General features: G+C 68.2%; 20 protein-coding genes. 4 read left to right on the forward strand and 16 right to left on the reverse strand.

Annotated features, from left to right (window positions below; translation table 11 throughout):
• Window positions 1–750: 750 nt before the first annotated feature.
• On the forward strand, window positions 751–1,383 hold the full coding sequence (locus tag FDA38_RS42830) for an alpha/beta hydrolase (protein WP_233715234.1): 633 nt from the start codon (window positions 751–753) through the stop codon (window positions 1,381–1,383).
• 1 nt (window position 1,384) lies between these two features.
• Here the strand turns inward: FDA38_RS42830 and FDA38_RS40590 are convergent, their stop codons facing one another.
• The 13 genes from FDA38_RS40590 to FDA38_RS40650 all read right to left on the reverse strand — a co-directional run bounded on the left by FDA38_RS40590 (window position 1,385) and on the right by FDA38_RS40650 (window position 11,869).
• Window positions 1,385–1,816: a DUF2550 domain-containing protein gene (locus FDA38_RS40590; protein WP_137259501.1), complete on the reverse strand. Its 432-nt coding sequence runs from the start codon at window positions 1,814–1,816 to the stop codon at window positions 1,385–1,387.
• Window positions 1,817–1,913: 97 nt separating this feature from the next.
• Complete coding sequence (locus FDA38_RS40595; RefSeq protein ID WP_137259502.1) at window positions 1,914–2,303, reverse strand: F0F1 ATP synthase subunit epsilon; 390 nt, start codon at window positions 2,301–2,303, stop codon at window positions 1,914–1,916.
• 1 nt (window position 2,304) lies between these two features.
• Window positions 2,305–3,759 carry a F0F1 ATP synthase subunit beta gene (gene atpD / locus FDA38_RS40600; RefSeq protein WP_137259503.1) on the reverse strand — a complete coding sequence of 485 codons (1,455 nt, stop codon included), beginning with the start codon at window positions 3,757–3,759 and terminating at the stop codon, window positions 2,305–2,307.
• A 5-nt stretch (window positions 3,760–3,764) separates the two neighbouring features.
• On the reverse strand, window positions 3,765–4,676 hold the full coding sequence (locus tag FDA38_RS40605; RefSeq protein ID WP_137259504.1) for a F0F1 ATP synthase subunit gamma: 912 nt from the start codon (window positions 4,674–4,676) through the stop codon (window positions 3,765–3,767).
• Window positions 4,677–4,679: 3 nt separating this feature from the next.
• Window positions 4,680–6,317: a F0F1 ATP synthase subunit alpha gene (atpA, locus tag FDA38_RS40610; RefSeq protein ID WP_137259505.1), complete on the reverse strand. Its 1,638-nt coding sequence runs from the start codon at window positions 6,315–6,317 to the stop codon at window positions 4,680–4,682.
• Window positions 6,318–6,407: 90 nt separating this feature from the next.
• Window positions 6,408–7,205, reverse strand: coding sequence for a F0F1 ATP synthase subunit delta (locus FDA38_RS40615; RefSeq protein ID WP_137259506.1), 798 nt, complete (start codon window positions 7,203–7,205; stop codon window positions 6,408–6,410).
• Window positions 7,205–7,777, reverse strand: a complete 573-nt coding sequence (locus FDA38_RS40620) for a F0F1 ATP synthase subunit B (RefSeq protein ID WP_137259507.1) — start codon at window positions 7,775–7,777, stop codon at window positions 7,205–7,207. Before FDA38_RS40620 ends, FDA38_RS40615 begins: the two co-directional genes overlap by 1 nt.
• Window positions 7,778–7,809: 32 nt before the next feature.
• Window positions 7,810–8,034 (reverse strand): ATP synthase F0 subunit C, encoded by a 225-nt coding sequence (atpE, locus tag FDA38_RS40625; RefSeq protein ID WP_130448646.1) that lies wholly within the window; start codon window positions 8,032–8,034, stop codon window positions 7,810–7,812.
• A gap of 76 nt (window positions 8,035–8,110) precedes the next feature.
• The gene (atpB, locus tag FDA38_RS40630; RefSeq protein ID WP_137259508.1) at window positions 8,111–8,893 is read right to left on the reverse strand and encodes a F0F1 ATP synthase subunit A; all 783 of its coding nucleotides are present in this window, start codon (window positions 8,891–8,893) and stop codon (window positions 8,111–8,113) included.
• A gap of 118 nt (window positions 8,894–9,011) precedes the next feature.
• The gene (locus FDA38_RS40635; RefSeq protein ID WP_137259509.1) at window positions 9,012–9,224 is read right to left on the reverse strand and encodes an AtpZ/AtpI family protein; all 213 of its coding nucleotides are present in this window, start codon (window positions 9,222–9,224) and stop codon (window positions 9,012–9,014) included.
• Between the two features lie 90 nt (window positions 9,225–9,314).
• Complete coding sequence (locus FDA38_RS40640) at window positions 9,315–9,779, reverse strand: hypothetical protein (protein ID WP_137259510.1); 465 nt, start codon at window positions 9,777–9,779, stop codon at window positions 9,315–9,317.
• Window positions 9,780–9,983: 204 nt separating this feature from the next.
• Window positions 9,984–11,102, reverse strand: a complete 1,119-nt coding sequence (locus FDA38_RS40645) for a glycosyltransferase family 4 protein (protein ID WP_130448638.1) — start codon at window positions 11,100–11,102, stop codon at window positions 9,984–9,986.
• Window positions 11,102–11,869, reverse strand: a complete 768-nt coding sequence (locus FDA38_RS40650) for an L-threonylcarbamoyladenylate synthase (RefSeq protein WP_233715218.1) — start codon at window positions 11,867–11,869, stop codon at window positions 11,102–11,104. Before FDA38_RS40650 ends, FDA38_RS40645 begins: the two co-directional genes overlap by 1 nt.
• Window positions 11,870–11,978: 109 nt before the next feature.
• Here FDA38_RS40650 and FDA38_RS40655 point away from each other — a divergent pair, with 109 nt between their 5' ends.
• From FDA38_RS40655 to FDA38_RS40665, 3 genes are read left to right on the forward strand one after another with little or no spacing between them, the layout of a single operon-like run.
• Window positions 11,979–13,004 carry an adenosine deaminase gene (locus FDA38_RS40655; RefSeq protein ID WP_137259511.1) on the forward strand — a complete coding sequence of 342 codons (1,026 nt, stop codon included), beginning with the start codon at window positions 11,979–11,981 and terminating at the stop codon, window positions 13,002–13,004.
• Between the two features lie 17 nt (window positions 13,005–13,021).
• Window positions 13,022–15,832 carry an AfsR/SARP family transcriptional regulator gene (locus FDA38_RS40660; RefSeq protein WP_137259512.1) on the forward strand — a complete coding sequence of 937 codons (2,811 nt, stop codon included), beginning with the start codon at window positions 13,022–13,024 and terminating at the stop codon, window positions 15,830–15,832.
• Between the two features lie 21 nt (window positions 15,833–15,853).
• Window positions 15,854–16,786 carry a hypothetical protein gene (locus FDA38_RS40665; protein WP_137259513.1) on the forward strand — a complete coding sequence of 311 codons (933 nt, stop codon included), beginning with the start codon at window positions 15,854–15,856 and terminating at the stop codon, window positions 16,784–16,786.
• 28 nt (window positions 16,787–16,814) lie between these two features.
• On the opposite strand, the gene prmC is transcribed toward FDA38_RS40665, so the two are convergent.
• From prmC to rpmE, 3 genes are all read right to left on the reverse strand, one after another.
• On the reverse strand, window positions 16,815–17,642 hold the full coding sequence (prmC, locus tag FDA38_RS40670; RefSeq protein WP_137259514.1) for a peptide chain release factor N(5)-glutamine methyltransferase: 828 nt from the start codon (window positions 17,640–17,642) through the stop codon (window positions 16,815–16,817).
• Window positions 17,633–18,709, reverse strand: coding sequence for a peptide chain release factor 1 (prfA, locus tag FDA38_RS40675; RefSeq protein ID WP_137259515.1), 1,077 nt, complete (start codon window positions 18,707–18,709; stop codon window positions 17,633–17,635). The genes prmC and prfA overlap by 10 nt, the downstream gene beginning before the upstream one ends.
• 91 nt (window positions 18,710–18,800) lie before the next feature.
• On the reverse strand, window positions 18,801–19,007 hold the full coding sequence (gene rpmE / locus FDA38_RS40680; protein ID WP_137259516.1) for a 50S ribosomal protein L31: 207 nt from the start codon (window positions 19,005–19,007) through the stop codon (window positions 18,801–18,803).
• Window position 19,008 lies beyond the last annotated feature (1 nt).

The following is a 19,008-nucleotide window of genomic DNA, read 5'->3' on the forward strand; positions in this document are numbered from 1 at the left end:
GCCGTAGCGAGGAGGTGCTCGGTGCGGTGCATCGGCGCGCGGGGGCGAAGGTCTCGATGCGGAGCATCGTGGCCTTTGCACCCGTGCGGCGAGGTGCCGTGCCGAGTGCCCCGCAGTAGGCGCTGGGTCAGCGGACAGGCCCTACGCCCACGCGGAAGAAGTATGTCTCCATGGCGGAGATCATGGCATGCAGCGGACCCGCGGCCCACTGAATTACCCCCGACCGTTCGCCGCAGATCACGGACCGCCGATCGACGGGACCGGCCGCAGTCTTGAGGAACCAACCTGAATGGTTTCAACTTCAGGTGGTCGCCCGGCGACCTGCTGTGACCAGGAATCCGTCCCCGCCCCGGAGGTTTCTCGTGCACGCAAAGCTGTCCTGGCTCGGCCGACGAGCGCTCCTCGTCGCCGCCGTGTTCCTCGGAGTCTCTCCCCTCGCACCCGCGCAGGCGGTGCCCGCACAGACCACGGCGACTGTCCAGAGTGCGCCCCATGGTGCGCCGCGCGGCGCGGAGGTCGTCGCAGTCCGGCAGGTCGCCGACCGGCTGACCGACCTGACTGTGCGGTCCCAGGCTCTCGGTGGCCGCACCGTCAACGTCCGGCTGCTCACGCCGGACGGCTGGAATCCGGCCGACCGCCGTCAGCACTGGCCGACGTTCTGGCTTTTGCACGGCTGCTGCGGGGACTACACGTCCTGGTCCGGCACCGACATCGCGACCATCCAGAGTTCTGCGCAAGGTCCTCGTCGTGATGCCCGAGGCCGGCTGGAACGGCTGGTACAGCGACTGGTGGAACTACGGCGCCGGCGGAGACCCTGCGTGGGAGACGTTCCACACCGTCGAACTGGCGCACCTGCTGGAACACGACTGGGGCGCAAGCTCGAACCGGGTCGTGGCCGGCCTGTCGATGGGCGGCCAGGGAGCCCTGCTGTACGCCGCCCGCCACCCCGGCATGTTCCGCGCGGCCGCGGCGTACTCCGGCTCGGCGCATCCGCTCCTGAACGACGAGTCGGTCAACCGGATCATGGGCTTCTTCGCCGGACAGGGCAACGACCCGCTCCGCGTCTGGGGAGACCCGATCGCCCAGCGACGGATCTGGGAGGCACACGACCCGTACTACCTGGCGCACCGGCTCAAATCACTGCCGGTCTACCTCTCCTGCGGCGACGGCACTGCCGGACCGTTCGACCCGCCCGGGAAGACCGACGCGCTCGAGGCCGACTTCAACCGCCAGAACCACGCCCTCGCTGCCCAGCTGGAGCAGGTCGGCGCGAAACACCTGACGACCAACTTCTACGGACCGGGCACGCACGGCTGGGCCTACTGGCAGCGCGAACTGCACGCCTCCCTGCCCATGCTGCTCAAGGCGCTCGGCGTCCGTTGAGCTACAGGTAGGTCTGGGTGCTGGGAGGTGCGGATTCCATCCAGGCCAGGACGCCGGTGAGGGCTTCTTCGGTCATGGCGAAGTGGACGGTGCGCTCGTGCAGGTCGGCGTCGACGATGACGTGGCCGGCGTACGTCACGAGCGGCTCGTTGCCCATCGGGCGGCGGGTGGCGATGCCGTCGAGCTGACGGCGGTTGACGACGAGCTTGGGCCACCAGGCCAGGCTGAAGACGCGGAACCACTGCAGCTCGTCGCCGACGTAGCGGGCCAGGCCGAGGGCCCAGCCGCGGCCGTGCTCCTTCTCGGCGAGCTGGAGGCTGCAATCAAAAGTTCCGCCGTCCCTGGACAACCAGCGACGGCGGAACGCGACAAGCACGATGAACAGTACGGCGGCAAGCAGACAAACCCCGACGACGTCGAGGACTGTCCTCATACCTTGCCGACCCTTTCCGGTGCCCGATGTCCGGTACACCCCGGGCACCGGAGGAGAACCGTACTGTCAGTGACGATATTCGATTATGGCAGGAGGATCAGGACGTCTGCTCGGCGGCCCGGACCCTGGCCTCGGCGAGTCGCACCTCGTCGGCGTCGGCGTCGGCCAGGCCGGCCGCCATCGCCTCCTCGAGCTCGCGCCGGGCCTCTTCCAGGTCGATGTCGTGACCCATCTCGGCGTTCTCGGCCAGGATCGAGACCCGGTTGTTGGCGACCGAGATGAAGCCGTCCGGCGCGGCCGCGACGAAGTACTCGTCGTCGACGGTCCGCACCTGGACGGTGCCGCCCTGCAGCAGACCCAGCAACGGCGCGTGGCCGGGCAGGATGCCGACGTCACCGTCCGTGGTCCGGGCGATGACGATCTTCGCCTGCCCCTGCCAGACCGTCCGCTCGGCGGCGACGAGCGCCACCTCCAAGTGGTCAGCCATCTCAGTTTTCCTTCTGCAGCTCGGCCCACTTGCGGTCGACGTCCTCGAGCGAACCGACGTTGAAGAAGGCCTGCTCGGCGACGTGGTCGTACTCGCCCTCGGTGATCTTCTTGAACGACTCGATCGTGTCCTTCAGCGGCACGGTCGAACCCGGGATGTTGGTGAACTTCTCCGCCATGTAGGTGTTCTGGGAGAGGAACTGCTCGATCCGGCGCGCCCGCGCGACGGTGATCTTGTCCTCTTCGGAGAGCTCGTCGACACCGAGGATCGCGATGATGTCCTGCAGTTCCTTGTTCTTCTGCAGGATCTGCTTCACCCGGACGGCCACGTCGTAGTGCTCCTGGCCGATGTACTGCGGGTCGAGGATCCGCGACGTCGAGGTCAGCGGGTCGACGGCCGGGTACAGACCCCGGGCGGCGATGTCACGCGAGAGCTCGGTGGTCGCGTCCAGGTGCGCGAACGTGGTGGCCGGCGCCGGGTCGGTGTAGTCGTCGGCGGGCACGTAGATCGCCTGCATCGAGGTGATCGAGTGACCGCGGGTCGACGTGATCCGCTCCTGCAGCACGCCCATCTCGTCGGCCAGGTTCGGCTGGTAACCGACCGCGCTCGGCATCCGGCCGAGCAGCGTGGAGACCTCGGAACCGGCCTGGGTGAACCGGAAGATGTTGTCGATGAACAGCAGCACGTCCTGCTGCTTGACGTCGCGGAAATACTCCGCCATCGTCAGCGCCGACAGCGCGACGCGAAGCCGCGTGCCCGGCGGCTCGTCCATCTGGCCGAACACCAGCGCGGTGTCCTTGAAGACGCCGGCCTCTTCCATCTCGTTGATGAGGTCGTTGCCCTCACGGGTCCGCTCGCCCACGCCGGCGAACACCGACGTACCACCGAAGTTGTGGGCGATCCGGTAGATCATCTCCTGGATCAGAACGGTCTTGCCGACACCCGCACCGCCGAACAGGCCGATCTTGCCGCCCTGCACGTACGGCGTGAGCAGGTCGAGTACCTTGATGCCGGTCTCCAGCATCTCGGTCTTGGACTCGAGCTGGTCGAAGGCCGGCGCCTTGCGGTGGATCGGCCAGCGCTCGGTGATCTCGAACTCGGACTCGTCCTGGTTCAGGCACTTGCCGGTCACGGACCAGACCCGGCCCTTGGTGACGTCGCCGACCGGCACGGAGATCGCCGCGCCGGTGTCGCGCACCTCGGCGCCGCGGACCAGGCCGTCGGTGGGCTTCATCGAGATCGCCCGGACGATGTTGTCGCCGACGTGCAGCGCCACCTCGAGGGTGATCGTCTGGGTCACGTCGCCCAGGGTGATGTCCACCTCGAGCGCGTTGTACATGTCGGGCATCGCGTCCACAGGGAACTCGACGTCGACGACCGGGCCGATCACCCGGGCGACGCGACCGGTGCCGGTGGCACCCGCCTCGTTGTTCTTCTCGGTAACCGTGGCAGTCATCTCTCTCACTCGCTCCCGGCGCTCGCGTCGGCCAGCGCGCTGGCGCCACCGACGATCTCGCTGATTTCCTGGGTAATTTGCGCCTGCCGGGCCTGGTTCAGGTCCCGGGTCAGGCTCTCGATCAGGTCCTGCGCGTTGTCGGTCGCGGACTTCATCGCCCGCTGCCGGTTGGCCAGCTCGGAGGCCGCTGCCTGCAGCATGCAGTAGTGGATCCGGCTGGCGACGTACTTCGGCAGCAGTCCGTCGAGCACCTCTTCGGCGGACGGCTCGAACTCGTACAGCGGCAGCACGTCGTCCGCCGCCGGCGCCTCCTCGCCCTCGACGACCTCCAACGGCAGCAGCCGGATCACGTCCGGGCGCTGGGTCAGCATCGACACGAACCGGGTGAAGACGATGTGGATCTCGTCCACGCCGCCCTCCTCGGTCGGGGTCAGGAAGGACTCGATCAGGGCGTCGGCGATCTCCCGGGCCCGGGCGAACGACGGCGCGTCGGAGTCACCGCTCCACGACTCGGCGACCTCACGCTGCCGGAAGTGGTAGTAGGCGATGCCCTTACGGCCGCTGAGGAACGAGACGATCTCCTTCTCGTCCTCGCGCAGCAGCTGGTGCAGCCGCTCCCCTTCGCGGATCACGTTCGCCGAGTACGCACCGGCCTGACCGCGGTCGGAGGTGATCAGCAGTACCGCGGCCCGCTTCGGGTTCGGCTTCTCGGTGGTCAGCGGGTGGTCGACGTTCGAGAACGTCGCCACCGCCGACACGGCGCGGGTGAGCTCACGCGCGTACGGTCCGGCCGCCTGGGCGCGCTGCTGCGCCTTGACGATCCGGGACGCCGCGATGAGCTCCATCGCACGGGTGAGCTTCTTGATCGTGGAGACCGAGGCCTTCCGATCACGAAGCTCCCGCAAGTTGGCCGGCATCGGTCAGCCCCGCTTCTGCTTGACGATCTGCTCCTGCTCGACGTCCTCTTCGTCCATCGCCTCGGCCTCGGCCTCGGTACCCAGCAGGGTGCCCTCGGAGGTCTGGAACGTCGGCTTGAACGCCTCCAGCGCGTCGGTGACGGCCTGCGCCTCGTCGTCGCCGAACAGGCCGGACTCGCGGATACCCTCGAGCACCTTGCTCTCGCGCCGCAGGTAGTCCAGGAAGTCCCGCTCGAAGCGGAGTACGTCGTTCACCGGTACGTCGTCGAAGTGGCCGCGGGTGCCGGACCAGATGGAGACGATCTGGTCCTCCACCGGGTACGGCGAGTACTGCGGCTGACGCAGCAGCTGCACGAGCCGCTGACCGCGGTCGAGCTGCCGGCGGGAGGTGGCGTCGAGGTCGGACGCGAACATCGCGAACGCCTCCATCGCGCGGAACTGGGCCAGGTCGATCTTCAGCGAGCCGGACACGTTCTTCATGCCCTTGACCTGCGCGGCGCCGCCGACCCGGGAGACCGAGATACCGACGTCGATGGCCGGCCGGATGTTGGCGTTGAACAGGTCCGACTGCAGGAAGATCTGGCCGTCGGTGATCGAGATGACGTTGGTCGGGATGAACGCCGAGACGTCGTTGGCCTTGGTCTCGATGATCGGCAGACCGGTCATCGAGCCCGCGCCGAGCTCGTCGGACAGCTTCGCGCACCGCTCCAGCAGACGGCTGTGCAGGTAGAATACGTCACCCGGGTACGCCTCGCGGCCCGGCGGGCGGCGCAGCAGCAGCGACATCGCGCGGTACGCCTCGGCCTGCTTGGTCAGGTCGTCGAAGACGATCAGCACGTGCTTGCCCTGGTACATCCAGTGCTGGCCGATGGCCGAGCCGGTGTACGGCGCGACGTACTTGAAGCCGGCCGGGTCGGACGCCGGGGAGGCGACGATCGTGGTGTACTCCATCGCGCCGGCCTCTTCGAGCGAACCGCGGACGGCGGCGATCGTCGAGCCCTTCTGGCCGATGGCGACGTAGATGCAGCGGACCTGCTTGTCCGGGTCGCCGGACTCCCAGTTCGCCTTCTGGTTGATGATCGTGTCGATCGCGATCGCGGTCTTGCCGGTCTTGCGGTCGCCGATGATCAGCTCGCGCTGGCCGCGGCCGATCGGGATCATCCCGTCGATCGCCTTGATACCGGTCTGCAGCGGCTGGCGGACCTCCTGACGGTCCATCACGCCGGCCGCCTGCAGCTCCAGCGCGCGGTCGCCCTCGATGCCCTGGATCTCGCCCAGACCGTCGATCGGCTTGCCCAGCGGGTCGACGACCCGGCCGAGGTAGCCCTCGCCGACCGGCACCGACAGCACCTGGCCGGTACGGCGGACCTGCTGGCCCTCCTCGATCCCGTCGAACTCACCGAGAACGACGACACCGATGTCGCGGACGTCCAGGTTCAGCGCGATACCCCGGGTGCCGTCCTCGAACTCGAGCAGCTCGTTGGTCATCGCCGAGGGCAGACCCTCGACGTGCGCGATACCGTCACCCGCGTCGACGACGGTGCCGACCTCTTCGGCGGCCGTCTCGGCCGGTTGGTACTCGGTGACGAACCGATCCAGGGCGTCCCGGATCTCCTCCGGCCTGATCGTGAGCTCAGCCATTGTGTTTCCTGCTTCCTTGACCCTTGCTGGCCTGTTGTGGCTCTAAAGGCTTTCCCGACCCTTAGCGCCGCTGTATGTCGTTAAGGGGGTTCAGCCCGCGATGCGCCGTTGCGCTTCGTCGAGCCTGGCCGCGATGGTTCCGTCGATCACTTCGTCGCCGATGTCCACCCGGACGCCGCCGACCACGTTCGGGTCGACGATCACGTTCAGCTGGATGTCCCGGCCGTACTGCCGTCCGAGCGCCGTCGCGAGCCGGGTACGTTCGGCCTCGCTCAGGTCGGCTGCCACCCGCACGGTCGCGATGCTGGCGTTGCGCCGGGCCGCCGCGGCGACCTGGTACGACCGCATCGCAGCAGCGAAGCTGCGGCCCCGGCCGTCCACCGCACGCTCGGCCAGCCGCACCGTGACGGCGTCGGCCTTGCCCTGCAGCAGTCCGCCGAGCAGTTCCTGCCGGGCGTCGACGGGGATCCTGCGGTCGCTGAGCGTCTCGCTCAGTCCCCGCTCGGCCGCGACGATCCGGTCCAGCCGGAACAGCTCGTCCTCGACGTCGTCCAGCTTGCGCCGGCCGTCCGCGAACGCGACCTCGGCCTCGATGCTCAGCTGGTCCAGCGCGTCCGCGAGATCGCGGCTGCTGACCCAGCGCCCGGCTGCGGCCACGGACAGGATCTCCTGCGTCTGGGCGGAGATCTTGCCGCCGAACAACTGCTGCACCAGGGCGACCCGGGCGTCCCGCGGCCGGGCCGGATCGGTCAGCGCACGCCGGAGCGCGCCGGTACCGTCCAGCAGCTTGGCGACCGAGAACAGCTCGCCGCCCAGCCCTTCGGACACGGTGACGCCCGCCAGGGCCTCTTCGGCCCGGGCGAGTGACTCGTGCGACGCGCCGCGCATCAGCCGTCCGTTCCGACGGCCTGACGAGCCGACTCCGACTCCTCCAGCTCGGCCAGGAAGCGCTCGACGGTGCGACGCTGACGCGCCTCGTCCTCGAGCGACTCACCGACGATCCGGCCGGCCAGGGTGGTCGCCATCGTGCCGACCTCACTGCGCAGCGAGGCGACCGCCTGGGCCCGCTCGGCGTCGATCTGGGTGCGCGCGTGCGTGACGATCCGCTCGGCCTCCACGTTCGCCTGCTCGCGCATCTCCGCGATGATCGCCGCACCCTGCTCGCGGGCGTCCTCGCGGATCTTCGCAGCCTCCTGGCGGGCCTCCGCCAGCTGCGCGTTGTACTTCTCCAAAGCAGCCTTCGCCTCGGCCTGGGCCTGCTTGGCCTCTTCCATCCCGCCTTCGATGGCCGCGGTCCGATCGGCGTACGCCTTCTCGAACTTCGGGACGACGACCTTGGCGAAGAGAATGGCCAGCAGGACCAGGAAGACGAAGCCAAAGATGATCTCTGGGGTGTGCGGCAGCAGCGGGTTCACGTCCTCACCGGCTGCCTCGCTGAGCGGTAGCACCAACGTCGTCATGTCTGCGTCCTGTCAGTCAGTCCGGAAAGGGGTCAGCTGGCCTTGAAGACGAAGGCGAGCGCGATACCGATGATCGCCAGAACCTCGGTGACGCCGAAGCCGATCCACGCGATCGACTGCAGCTTGCTCTGGGCCTCCGGCTGACGCGCGGTGCCGTTGATGACGGCAGCGAAGATCAGACCGACGCCGACGCCCGGGCCGATCGCGGCGAGGCCGTAGCCGAGGACTGCGATGTTGCCGGCAATCTCGAGAGCCATCTCAGGTGTTTCCTTTCGGTACGGATAGGGACTATCCGGGTTTCCGTTACTACGGGTCTGGTGGGGGTACTGCGGATCAGTGGTCGTCGGCGATGGCGCTGCCGATGTACTGCGCGGTCAGCACCACGAAGATGTACGCCTGGATGCACTGGACGAACAGCTCCAGCCCGGCGATCGCGAGGCCCATGATGAACGTGATGATGCCGACGCCGCCGAGGAAGATCTTCCCCGACTCGAACACCATGTAGTGGCCGCCGAGCACGAACACCAGCAGCAGGATGTGACCGGCGAACATGTTGGCGAACAACCGCAGGCTCAGCGAGATCGGCCGGACCAGGATGTTCGAGATGAACTCGATCGGGATCATCAGCGGCATCAGCCAGATCGGCACGCCGGCCGGCATGGTCTGGTGCTTGAAGTAGCCCCAGACGCCGTGCTTGCGGACGCCGACCGCGTTGTAGATGACCCAGCTCATGATCGCGGCCACGTACGCCCAGCCGATGTGGCTGAAGGTCGGGAACTGGACCAGCGGGATCGTCCCGGCGACGTTGTTCAGCAGGATGAAGTAGAACAGGCCGCACAGGTACGGCACGTACTTCATGTACTCCTGGCTGCCGATCGCGTCGCGGGCGATCGAGTTGCGGACGAAGTTGTAGCCGAGCTCGCCCGCGAACTGCAGTTTGCTCGGGACGATCGCGGACTTACGGGACGCACCCCAGTAGAACCAGGCGATCACGACGACGGACAGCGCGGCCACCAGCACAGGCTTGGTGAACCAGGCCACGCCATCGATGATGGGCGGGGTGTCGAAGCTCTGGGGACCGGGCGGGATGAACTCGGTCGGAACGCCGGCAATCACCGGGTCTCCTCTCGCGTCGTGCTCAAGTCGGACGCCTTGTACGTAAGGGCAGGGCGGCTCAGGGCATGGCGGTCAACAACGTCAGACCCGGTGCGGATCGCGCCGTACCCCGAAGGGATCAGGACTTTCCGTACCGGAAGTGCAGCATCAAGATGGTGAGCCCGGCACCGAGGACGATGCCCACCGGAAGCAAGAATTCGGTGCCGAAGAGGCGATCCAGCCCGAAGCCGATGCCCCCGTAGATCAGGACACCGCCGATCAAGTAGGACAGGACCCGCCAGCCGTCGCCCGAGTTCGGGGGTGATGGCTTCGGATCCTGATGCTCGCTCATTGGCACCCGAAACGTACCAGTTGGCGACAGATGCGGTCACATCGGGCCCCGTAATCTCCACCACAGCAGGGAAATCGTTACCTAGGGTGCTCATGCGGTCACCTCTTTGTCGAGGTCGTAGATCGGCACGCGGAGCCGGGACCAGGCCCAGATCTCGCCGGCCATCCAGCCCATCACGACGACCAGGGCGACCAGGCCGAGCACGGTCAGATTCACGTGCCTGGCCAGGCTGTCCGAGCTCAGCGCGACCGCGAGCAGACCGCCGAAGATCGCGATCCGGCCGGTGTACGACGCCATCGCGACCGCGAGCTGCATGGTCGGAGAAGTCTTGCGGGACAGGTGCAGCGCGATCAGGCCGGCGCCGGAGAAGACGATCACCATCAGCAGGCCGAGCAACGCGCCCCAGAGACCGGCGACACCGGCCGCGACCGTGGACACCGCGGTCGCGTTGACTCCGACGACCAGCGCGGCGATCAGCGCGCCACGCAGCATTGCCAGCGCCGGGTGCTTTGTCGCTTGTCCGGCGGTTTTCGGGCTGTGGGCCGTAGGAGCCATCTGGTGGTTCCGTCCTGCTGGCGAAACTGGCTCGCGGCCAGTTCGTCGGGTGGGCGGGGTCAGGGGTGTCGCTGTTCTTTGCTGGTGCTTGTGAAAACTAGCACAAAGTCTGCACAGTCAGCAAAACGAGGTTCCCTCCCGCTGTACAGCCACACCTTATCGGTATGCCAGGAAGGTGAGTGGTCTGGTCCCGGCCCGCGGGGATCAAACTTTGGCGAGCGGTTTCCGGGAGCGCCTCGGGAGACCGGTCGTGAGCAGGACCGCGGTGACCGCGACGGCCAGCACGATCAGGGCCGTCCACCAGTACAGGACCAGGCCGAGCACCACCACGCCGTACGCGATGAGGGCGGTCCAGAGGTACATCAGCAGGACGGCGCGGCGGTGTGAGTGGCCGCGTTGCATCAGGCGGTGGTGGAGGTGCTGCTTGTCGGCCGCGAACGGCGAGCGGCCGGCCTTGGTACGGCGGATGTAGGCCAGCGTCAGGTCCAGCGCGGGGATCGCGAGGATGGCGATTGGTAGCACCAACGGAAGCAGTGCGGGCAGCAGGCTCGAGCCGCCGACCTCGTACGGGACGGCGTTCGGGTCCATCTGGCCGGTCAGGCTGATCGTCGACGCGGCCAGCATCAGGCCGATCAGCAGGGCGCCGGAGTCGCCCATGAAAACCCTTGCGGGGAAGAAGTTGTGCGGCAGGAAGCCGAGGCAGGCGCCGGCCAGCGCGACCGTGATCAGCGTCGAGGTGGTTGCCCGGTCGAGGTTCTCGTGGAAGTTCAGCAGGTACGAGTACGCGAAGAACGCGGTCGCGCCGATCGCGGTGACACCGGCCGCGAGCCCGTCCAGGCCGTCGACGAAGTTCACCGCGTTGCAGGAGACCAGCAGGATGCCGGCCGTCAGGACCGCCAGCTGTGCCGGTGAGGGCGAGATCACCCCGCCGGGCAGCGGCAGCCAGTACAACTGGATGCCTTGGACAACGAGTACGCCGACTGCGAGCACCTCACCGGCCAGCTTGGTGATCGCGTCCAGCTCGTACAGGTCGTCGACCACGCCGACCGCGCAGATCACCACGCCGCCGATCAGGATCGCCCGGGCGTCGTGCGCGACCTGCAGGCTATTACCCAGGAACGGCAGGCTGGAAGCGACCGCGAACCCGGCGATCAGGCCGCCGAGGATCGACAGGCCGCCGAAGTACGGGATCGGTACCTTGTGCACGTCCCGGGCCCGGACCTTGGCGACCGCGCCGTACCGCAGCGCGATCTGCCGGGCCACGCCGGTCAGCAAGAAGGTCGTGGCCATCGCCACGAACAGGACCAGCAGGTACTCGCGCACTAGTCCGCAGGCCTCGCATCGGGATCGGTCGTGTCCTCGTCGTCCTTCTCGGACTTGGACGCCTCGACCGGCTCATCAGTTGGCTCGGCTTCGTCCGGCTTGGTCTCGTCGGGCTTCGGTTCGTCGTCCTCGGTGCTTACCTCGGGTACGACGACGCGCAGCTGCTCGAGCGAGAGGGCGCCGACGCGGACCACCCGGGGTGTGTCGCCGGTGACGTCGACGATCGTCGACGGCTCCCCGCCGGTGACCTGGCCGCCGTCGAGGTAGACCGCGACCGACTCGGCCAGCTGCTCCTCGGCGTCGTACACGTCCATCGCCGCGGGCTGACCGGACTTGTTCGCCGAGCTGACCGCGAGCGGTCCGGTCCGGGACAGCAGCTCGCGGGTGTTCTCGTGATCCGGGACCCGCAGCGCGACGGTGCCCTGGGTCTCCCCCAGGTCCCACATCAGCGAGGTCTGCGCGTGGCAGATCAGCGTCAGCGGGCCGGGCCAGAACTCCTGCGCGAGCTTGCGGCCGTTGTCCGGTACGTCGGTGGCGAGCGCGTCCAGCGACTCGACCACCGAGATCAGCACCGGCGGCGGCATGTCCCGGCCGCGGCCCTTGGCGTCCAGCAGCCGCTGGACCGCGTCGGCCTTGAAGGCGTCCGCGGCGATGCCGTACACGGTGTCGGTCGGCAGCACGACCAGGTCGCCGGCCTCGATGGCGTCCACAGCCGCGCGGAACGCCGGTGCCAGTTCGTCCCCGGTGAAGTCGAAGCGCTCACTCACGGGGTGAATGGTGCCACTCAGGCGGGCCCCACCCCTAACCGGGTCGATACTGACAAACAACTGTCAGCTTTCGCTACGGCCGCCCGCAGCGTTCTCTAAGATCCCGGGCATGACTGTGTCGCGTGAGTTCCTTGCCGGGTTGCCGAAGGCCGAGTTGCATGTCCACCACGTCGGGTCCGCGTCGCCGCGGATCGTCGCCGAGCTCGCCGCGCGGCACCCGGGATCGCCGGTGCCGGCCGACCCGGGCGCGCTGACGGAGTACTTCAAGTTCAGCGACTTCGCGCATTTCATCGACATCTACCTGTCCGTCGTCGAGCTGATCAAGACGCCGGAGGACGTGCGGCTGCTGACGTACGAGATCGCCCGCGAGATGGCCGAGCAGCAGAACCTCCGGTACGCCGAGCTCACGGTCACGCCGTACACCTCGGTGGTGCGCGGGATCCAGGCCGAGGCGTTCTGCGAGGCGATCGAGGACGCGCGGGTCGCGGCCGAGAAGGAGTTCGGCCTGGTGCTGCGGTGGATCTTCGACATCTCCGGTGAGGCAGGGATCCCGGCCGCCGACGAGACGCTGCGGATCGCGACCAAGATCCGTCCGGAGGGGCTGGTCGGCTTCGGGCTCGGCGGCCCGGAGATCGGCGTACCGCGGCCGCAGTTCCAGCCGCATTTCGAGGCGGCGATCGCGGCCGGGCTGCACAGCGTGCCGCACGCGGGCGAGACGACCGGGCCGCAGACGATCTGGGACGCGGTCCGGGTGCTGAAGGCCGAGCGGATCGGCCACGGTACGTCGACGATGCAGGACCCGGAGCTGGTCGAGTACCTGCGCGAGCACCGGATCCCGCTGGAGGTCAGCCCGACGTCGAACATCGCCACCCGCGCGGTCGCGTCGTACGACGTCCATCCGTTGCGCGCGATGGTCGACGCCGGCCTGGTCGTCACGATCAACTCCGACGACCCGCCGATGTTCGGCACCGACCTCACCAACGAGTACGTCGTCGCGTCGCAGCTGCTGGACCTGGACGCGACCGGCGCTGCCGAGCTGGCGAAGACCGCCGTGCGGGTGTCGTTCGCCGATGAATCGGTGAAGGACTCGCTGCTGACCGAGATCGACGCCTACCTCGAGCAGAACAAGGAGTAGCTGACAGACTATGCACCGTGACGGATGACCTGCGGCTGGACCTCCTGGGCCCGCTGCGCGGTTGGGCCGGTGAGCGCCGGCTCGACCTCGGGCCGATCCGTCAGCAGACTCTGCTCGCGGTCCTGGCGCTGCGGCCGAACCAGGTCATCTCGGCGGACGAGCTGGTCGAGCTCGTCTGGAGTGATGCGCCGCCGTCGACGGGCGCCAAGATCGTTCCGCCGTACATCTATCGGCTGCGCAAGCTGCTTCCGGAGGGCGTGCTGGTGCACACGCGCGACGGGTACAGCTTGCGGCTGGCTCCTGGTGCTTCGGACCTGGAGCGGTTCGAGAGCCTCGTCAGCGCTGGTCATGCGGATCGGGACAAGGACCGGGCCGCGGCGAGGCTGTCGGAGGCGCTGGAGTTGTTCACCGGCGAGCCTTTCAGCGGTCTCGCCGGGCACTACCTCAGCGTGCAGCGCCATCGGCTGACCGAGCGGCGGTTGAAGGTGCTGGCCGAGCGGATCGAGCTGGATCTCGAGCGCGGCCGGTACGGCGATCTCGTGCCGGAGCTGGTCGCACTGGTGGAGGAGGACCGGCTGCGGGAGCAGTTCGCGGGGCAGCTGATGCTCGCGTACTGGCGCAGCGGCCGGATCTCCGAGGCACTCGACACCTACACGCGCACGCGGCAGGAGCTGGTCGAGCAGCTCGGCGTGGAGCCCGGTCCGGAGCTGCGGGCGATCCACGAGCGGATCCTGCAGAACGATGAGCCGCTTGCACGCCCGGCGGTGCGTGACGAGCTGCCGTACGACGGTGCCGCGTTCGTCGGGCGGGACGACGTACTGAGGCAGGTGGTCGACGCACTGCACACTGCAGGGCCTGCGGTCGTTGCGATCGACGGTATGGCGGGTGTTGGGAAGACTGCGCTCGCTGTGCGCGCTGCACGGCAGCTGGGCGATGTGTATCCGGACGGGCGGCTGTTCATCGACCTGCACGGGTACACGCCGGGGCATGAGCCGGTGTCGGCGTTGCAGGCGCTGGATCGGTTGCTGCGCACGCTGTCCGTCCCGGCTGAGCGGATCCCGGCCGACCTCGAGGAGCGGGCTGCGCTGTGGCGGTCTGAGTTGGCGGGGCGGCGCATCCTCGTCGTACTCGACAATGCACCGGACAGTGCGGCGGTGCGGCCGTTGCTGGCGGGCGGTCCACGTTGTGGCGTGCTGGTGACGAGTCGGCGGCAGCTGACTGGTCTGGACGCGACTGCGCGGCTGGCACTCGACGTACTGCGGCCTGAGGATGCGCGGGAGTTGCTGGCGGAGATCGTCGGGCCGGACCGTGCTGGTTCCGCAGGTGCTGCGGCCGAGGTGGTGAGCCAGTGTGGTCATCTCCCGTTGGCAATCCGGGTCGCTGGAGCGCGACTGCGGCATCGGCCGAGCTGGACGATCGAACACCTGTCCAAACGACTCGACGCCGAGGACAGGCGGCTGGCTGAGCTCAGCACGGACAGCGGTGGGGTCTCCCCCGCATTCGCCTTGTCCTACGAGAGTCTGCCGCCGGACCAGCAGCGCCTGTTCCGTCTGCTCGGCGCGATGACCGGACAGGACATCGAGATGTACGCCGCTGCTGCACTGGCCGATCTGGACGTGGTGGAAGCAGAGGACCTGCTGGAGCAGCTCGTCGATGCCAATCTGCTGCTGCAGCTGCGTCCTGGGCGCTTCCAGTTCCACGACCTGCTGCGGCAGTACGCACGGACGCTGGCGCCGGAGCCGGACGCAGTACGGCGTTTGCTGGACTACTACCTCTATGCGACCGCGGAGGCGAGTGCTGCGATCTTCGGCAGTCGTTTGCACCCGCTGCCGGAGCCGGCCATGGTCCGGTTGCCTGAGTTTGCCTCGGTGGCCGACGGACTGGCGTGGATCGACGCTGAGGGCGCCAACGTGCTGGCGACGATTCGGTACTCCGAGTCGAGCGGTGCACTGGAGCAAGCGTGGCGGACCGGTCTGTCGGTGGCGTCGTGCTTCTTCCAGCGTGGCCAGGTCTACGAGCTGGACGAGGCGCACCAGCTGAGCCTGCGTGCGGCTGAGGGTGATGCGGAGGCGGAGTCTCGCGTGCTGCTGTCGATCGGCAGTCTCGGGCGTTACCGGTTGGGCGCGGAGGAGAGTCTGCGGACGCTGCTGGCGGCGCGAGACAAGCTCCCGGAGAACGCGGACCTGACGCTGCGGGCGCGGTTGCTGGCGTCGATCGGGTACAGCCAGGCGAAACTGCGTCCGGACGAGGAGGCGCTCGCCGTACTCGACGATGCGCTGGAAGCGTCCCGGCAGGCCGGCGACCGGAGCATCGCGGCGCGGGTGCTGGCGTATGTCGGGGTGACGTACAGCGATCGGCTGGAGTTCGCGCAGGCCTTGACGGCGTACCAGGAGTCGCTGGCGGAAGGCGATCCCGGCGTACAGGCCGAAGTACTGAACGGGATCGGCGAGTGTCTGCTCGAGTTGGACCGCGTGGACGAGGCCGTTACTGCGCTGACGAACGCGCGCGACCTCGGCGTTGAACGTGGGTCCGACTACAGCCTGATCTACACCTACGCCTTCCTCGGTACGGCGTACGCGCGGCGGCGGCAGTGGAGCGAGGCGCTCGACTTCGGGCGCCAGGCGGTCGAGCTGGCGCAGGACAGCGACTCGACGGAGTCGCAGCAGAACGCTTACGTGCGGCTCGCCGAAACGCTGCTGGCCAAGGGAGATCTCGCCCGCGCGCGGCCGCATTTCGCCCGGGCGATGGAGCTCGCGGTCGTCGACGGACAGGAGTCGATGATCCTGCGCGCGGCCAGTGGGCTCGCTCGGACCAGCCCGGCCGCGTGAGTGGTGTGGTTGGCTGGTGCGGTGCGGAAGGTGAGTGGGGTGCTGGCCGTCGGACTGCTGTGCCTGGCGGCCTGCAGCGACACACCCTCACCCGCACCCGCCGCCAAGCCGTCGCCGACACCTGTGCGCACTACACCGACTCCGCCTCCTCCACCGGCGGATGGTGAGCTGCCGCGGGGCGGACGGGTGATCTTCCCGAAGTACCAACTGGTCGGGTACGTCGGTCTGCCGGGATCGCCTGCGCTTGGGCCGCTGGACAAGGACCTTGATGCGAAGGCGGCCAAGCTGGAGAAGCTGGCGCAGGCGTACGCGGACGGTCGGACGCCGCAGCCGGTGATGGAGCTGATCGCGGTCGTCGCTCGTGGGTCTCGCGGCAAGGACGGCATGTACCGCGGACGGCTGGACGACTCGGCGATCGAGCAGTACCTGACGGTCGCGCGGAAGCACAAGATGCTGTTGCTGCTCGACATCCAGCCGGGGCGGGCGAAGATCCTGCCGGAGGTGAAGCGGCTCGAGCGGTGGTTGAAGGAGCCGGATGTCGGGCTGGCGTTCGATCCGGAATGGGCGGTCGGTCCGGGGCAGGTGCCGGGGCGGGTCTTCGGGCATACGACGGGCGTGGAGCTCGACAGCATCGCGGCGTACCTCTCGGGGCTGGTGACGGCGAACGACCTTCCGGAGAAGGTGTTCGTGTTCCATCAGCTATCGGCGCGGATCGTGAGTAACGAGAAGGCGCTGAAGCCGCATCCGGGCGTGGTGACGATCAAGTCGGTCGACGGGATCGGCGCGCGGACCGACAAGCTCAAGACGTGGGCCAAGCTGACGACGAGCCTGCCGCCGGCTGTGCACGCCGGGTTCAAACTCTTCTACACCGAGGACACGCGGCACGGCCCACTGATGACACCGCCGCAGGTGCTCGCGCTGAAACCGCGCCCGGAGTTGGTGATCTACGAGTGATCACCTTCACGAACATGGCCGACAGTCGTTAGATTCGGCGGCCGGTGGTGAAGCGGTGGCGGTGGGCGAGGTCTAGTTGGTCTCGGATCTCGGTGAAGGAGGCGGTGGTGGTGAAGACGGCGGGGGCCGACTCGCCCTGGACGTCGGCGTGTTCGCAGGCGAACCAGCCGCCGGGTTTGAGCAGGCGGGCTGCGGTGGCGGCGACGACCTTGATCTCGTCGAGGCCGTCGTCACCGGACCAGAGGGCGAGCGCCGGGTCGTGGTCGCGCACCTCGGCGGTGACGGACTCCCAGGCGGTCAACGGGATGTAGGGCGGGTTGGAGATCACCGCATCGACCTGCCCGTCGAACTCCGGCAGACACCCGTCGATGTCGCCCTCGTGCAGGACCGCACCGGTGCCCGCCAGATTGCGTCGGGCCCAGACACATGCCTCGGGCGACAACTCGACGGCATGCACGATGCTGTCCGGTCGCTCGGTCGCCACGGCACCCGCAATCGCGCCCGATCCGGAGCAGAGGTCGACCACCAACGGGTTCTTCACGCCGGCGATCCGCTCGAGCATCCACCCGACCATCACCTCGGTCTCAGGCCGCGGCACAAACACCCCCGGCCCCACCGCCAGCTCCCGATATCTGAAGCCCGCCGTACCAGTCAGATGCTGCAACGGCTCCCGAGCCGCCCGCCGCGCAATCAACTCCTCATACACGCGCAGTTGCTCCACCGTCGGCTCAGCCAGATGCATCCGACTCGACCCAGTGACAAACGCAAGCAACTCAGCAGCGTCGTACTCCGGCGAAGCAACCCCGGCCGCAGTCAGCTTCGCTGCGGCCTCCGCGAGCAGAGTTCTCACTGGGATTCGACGGCCTCGAGGCGGGCGGTCAGGTCGGCTTCGGTCAGGGCTGTGATGACGGGCTCCAGCTCGCCGCCGAGGACCTGGTCGAGGTTGTGGGCCTTGTAGCCGACGCGGTGGTCCGAGAAGCGGTTCTCGGGGAAGTTGTACGTGCGGACCCGCTCCGACCGGTCAACAGTCCGGATCTGCAAGCGACGCGCGTCCGACGCCTCCTGATCAGCAGCCTCCTGCGCAGCAGCCAGCAGCCGCGAACGCAGTACCCGCATCGCCTGCTCGCGGTTCTGCAGCTGGGACTTCTCGTTCTGCATCGACACCACGATGCCCGTCGGCAGGTGCGTGATGCGTACGGCGGAGTCCGTCGTGTTCACGCTCTGCCCGCCCGGACCCGACGACCGGAACACGTCGATCCGCAGGTCGTTCGGGTCGATCTCGACGTCGACGTCCTCGGCCTCCGGCAGCACCAGCACGCCGGCCGCGGACGTGTGGATCCGCCCCTGCGACTCGGTCACCGGCACCCGCTGCACGCGATGCACGCCGCCCTCGAACTTCAGCTTCGCGTACGGCGCATCGCCTGGCTCCGGCGTACCTTTCGCCTTCACCGCGACCGTGATCGACTTGTACCCGCCCAGGTCGGACTCGGCCGAGTCGAGCACCTCGGTCTTCCAGTTCTGCGACTCGGCGTACTTCAGGTACATCTTCAGCAGGTCGGCGGCGAACAGCGCGGACTCGTCGCCGCCCTCACCCGCCTTGATCTCGAGGATCGCGTCCTTGTCGTCGTTGGGGTCCCGCGGCACGAGCAGCGTCTGCAGCCGCTCCGCCAGCTCGTCGCGGCGCGCGGTCAGCCGCGTCGCCTCCTCGGCGAACGCCGGGTCCTCGTGCGCCAGCTCCCGCGCGGCCTCGATGTCGTCGCCGGTCTGCTGCCACTCGTCGTACGTGCGAACCACCGGCGCCAGCGCGGCGTACCGCTTGCCGACCCGGCGGGCGTTGGCCTGGTCGGAGTGCAGCTCCGGCTGAGCCATCTGCCGCTCGAGCTCGGCGTACTCCGCCTTGAGCGTCTCGACTGCCTCGAACATCTCGCACTCCTCCTCTCGGAACCACCGCTGACAACACAAACCGCGCGCCGGTCCCGCCCGTGACAGGCGGAACCGGCGCGCGGCAGGAAAGCTACTTCTTGGCGTACCGCTTCTCGAAGCGGGCGACCCGGCCGCCGGTGTCGAGGATCTTCTGCTTGCCGGTGTAGAACGGGTGGCACTGCGAGCAGACGTCGGCGTGGATCACGCCGTTCTCCGCGGTGGAGCGGGTCTGGAACGTGGCGCCACAGGTGCACGTCACCGTGGTCTCGACGTACGTCGGGTGAATGTCAGCCTTCACA

The sequence above is a fragment of the Kribbella jiaozuonensis genome, from assembly GCF_005233875.1.
Taxonomy (GTDB): Bacteria; Actinomycetota; Actinomycetes; order Propionibacteriales; family Kribbellaceae; genus Kribbella; species Kribbella jiaozuonensis.

Coding starts and splice junctions, on each gene's coding strand:
- FDA38_RS42830 (WP_233715234.1), top strand. CDS start 751: ATGCCCGAGGCCGGCTGGAACGGCTGGTACAGCGACTGGTGGAACTAC.
- FDA38_RS40590 (WP_137259501.1), bottom strand. CDS start 1,816: ATGAGGACAGTCCTCGACGTCGTCGGGGTTTGTCTGCTTGCCGCCGTA.
- FDA38_RS40595 (WP_137259502.1), bottom strand. CDS start 2,303: ATGGCTGACCACTTGGAGGTGGCGCTCGTCGCCGCCGAGCGGACGGTC.
- atpD (WP_137259503.1), bottom strand. CDS start 3,759: ATGACTGCCACGGTTACCGAGAAGAACAACGAGGCGGGTGCCACCGGC.
- FDA38_RS40605 (WP_137259504.1), bottom strand. CDS start 4,676: ATGCCGGCCAACTTGCGGGAGCTTCGTGATCGGAAGGCCTCGGTCTCC.
- atpA (WP_137259505.1), bottom strand. CDS start 6,317: ATGGCTGAGCTCACGATCAGGCCGGAGGAGATCCGGGACGCCCTGGAT.
- FDA38_RS40615 (WP_137259506.1), bottom strand. CDS start 7,205: ATGCGCGGCGCGTCGCACGAGTCACTCGCCCGGGCCGAAGAGGCCCTG.
- FDA38_RS40620 (WP_137259507.1), bottom strand. CDS start 7,777: ATGACGACGTTGGTGCTACCGCTCAGCGAGGCAGCCGGTGAGGACGTG.
- atpE (WP_130448646.1), bottom strand. CDS start 8,034: ATGGCTCTCGAGATTGCCGGCAACATCGCAGTCCTCGGCTACGGCCTC.
- FDA38_RS40635 (WP_137259509.1), bottom strand. CDS start 9,224: ATGAGCGAGCATCAGGATCCGAAGCCATCACCCCCGAACTCGGGCGAC.
- FDA38_RS40640 (WP_137259510.1), bottom strand. CDS start 9,779: ATGGCTCCTACGGCCCACAGCCCGAAAACCGCCGGACAAGCGACAAAG.
- FDA38_RS40655 (WP_137259511.1), top strand. CDS start 11,979: ATGACTGTGTCGCGTGAGTTCCTTGCCGGGTTGCCGAAGGCCGAGTTG.
- prfA (WP_137259515.1), bottom strand. CDS start 18,709: ATGTTCGAGGCAGTCGAGACGCTCAAGGCGGAGTACGCCGAGCTCGAG.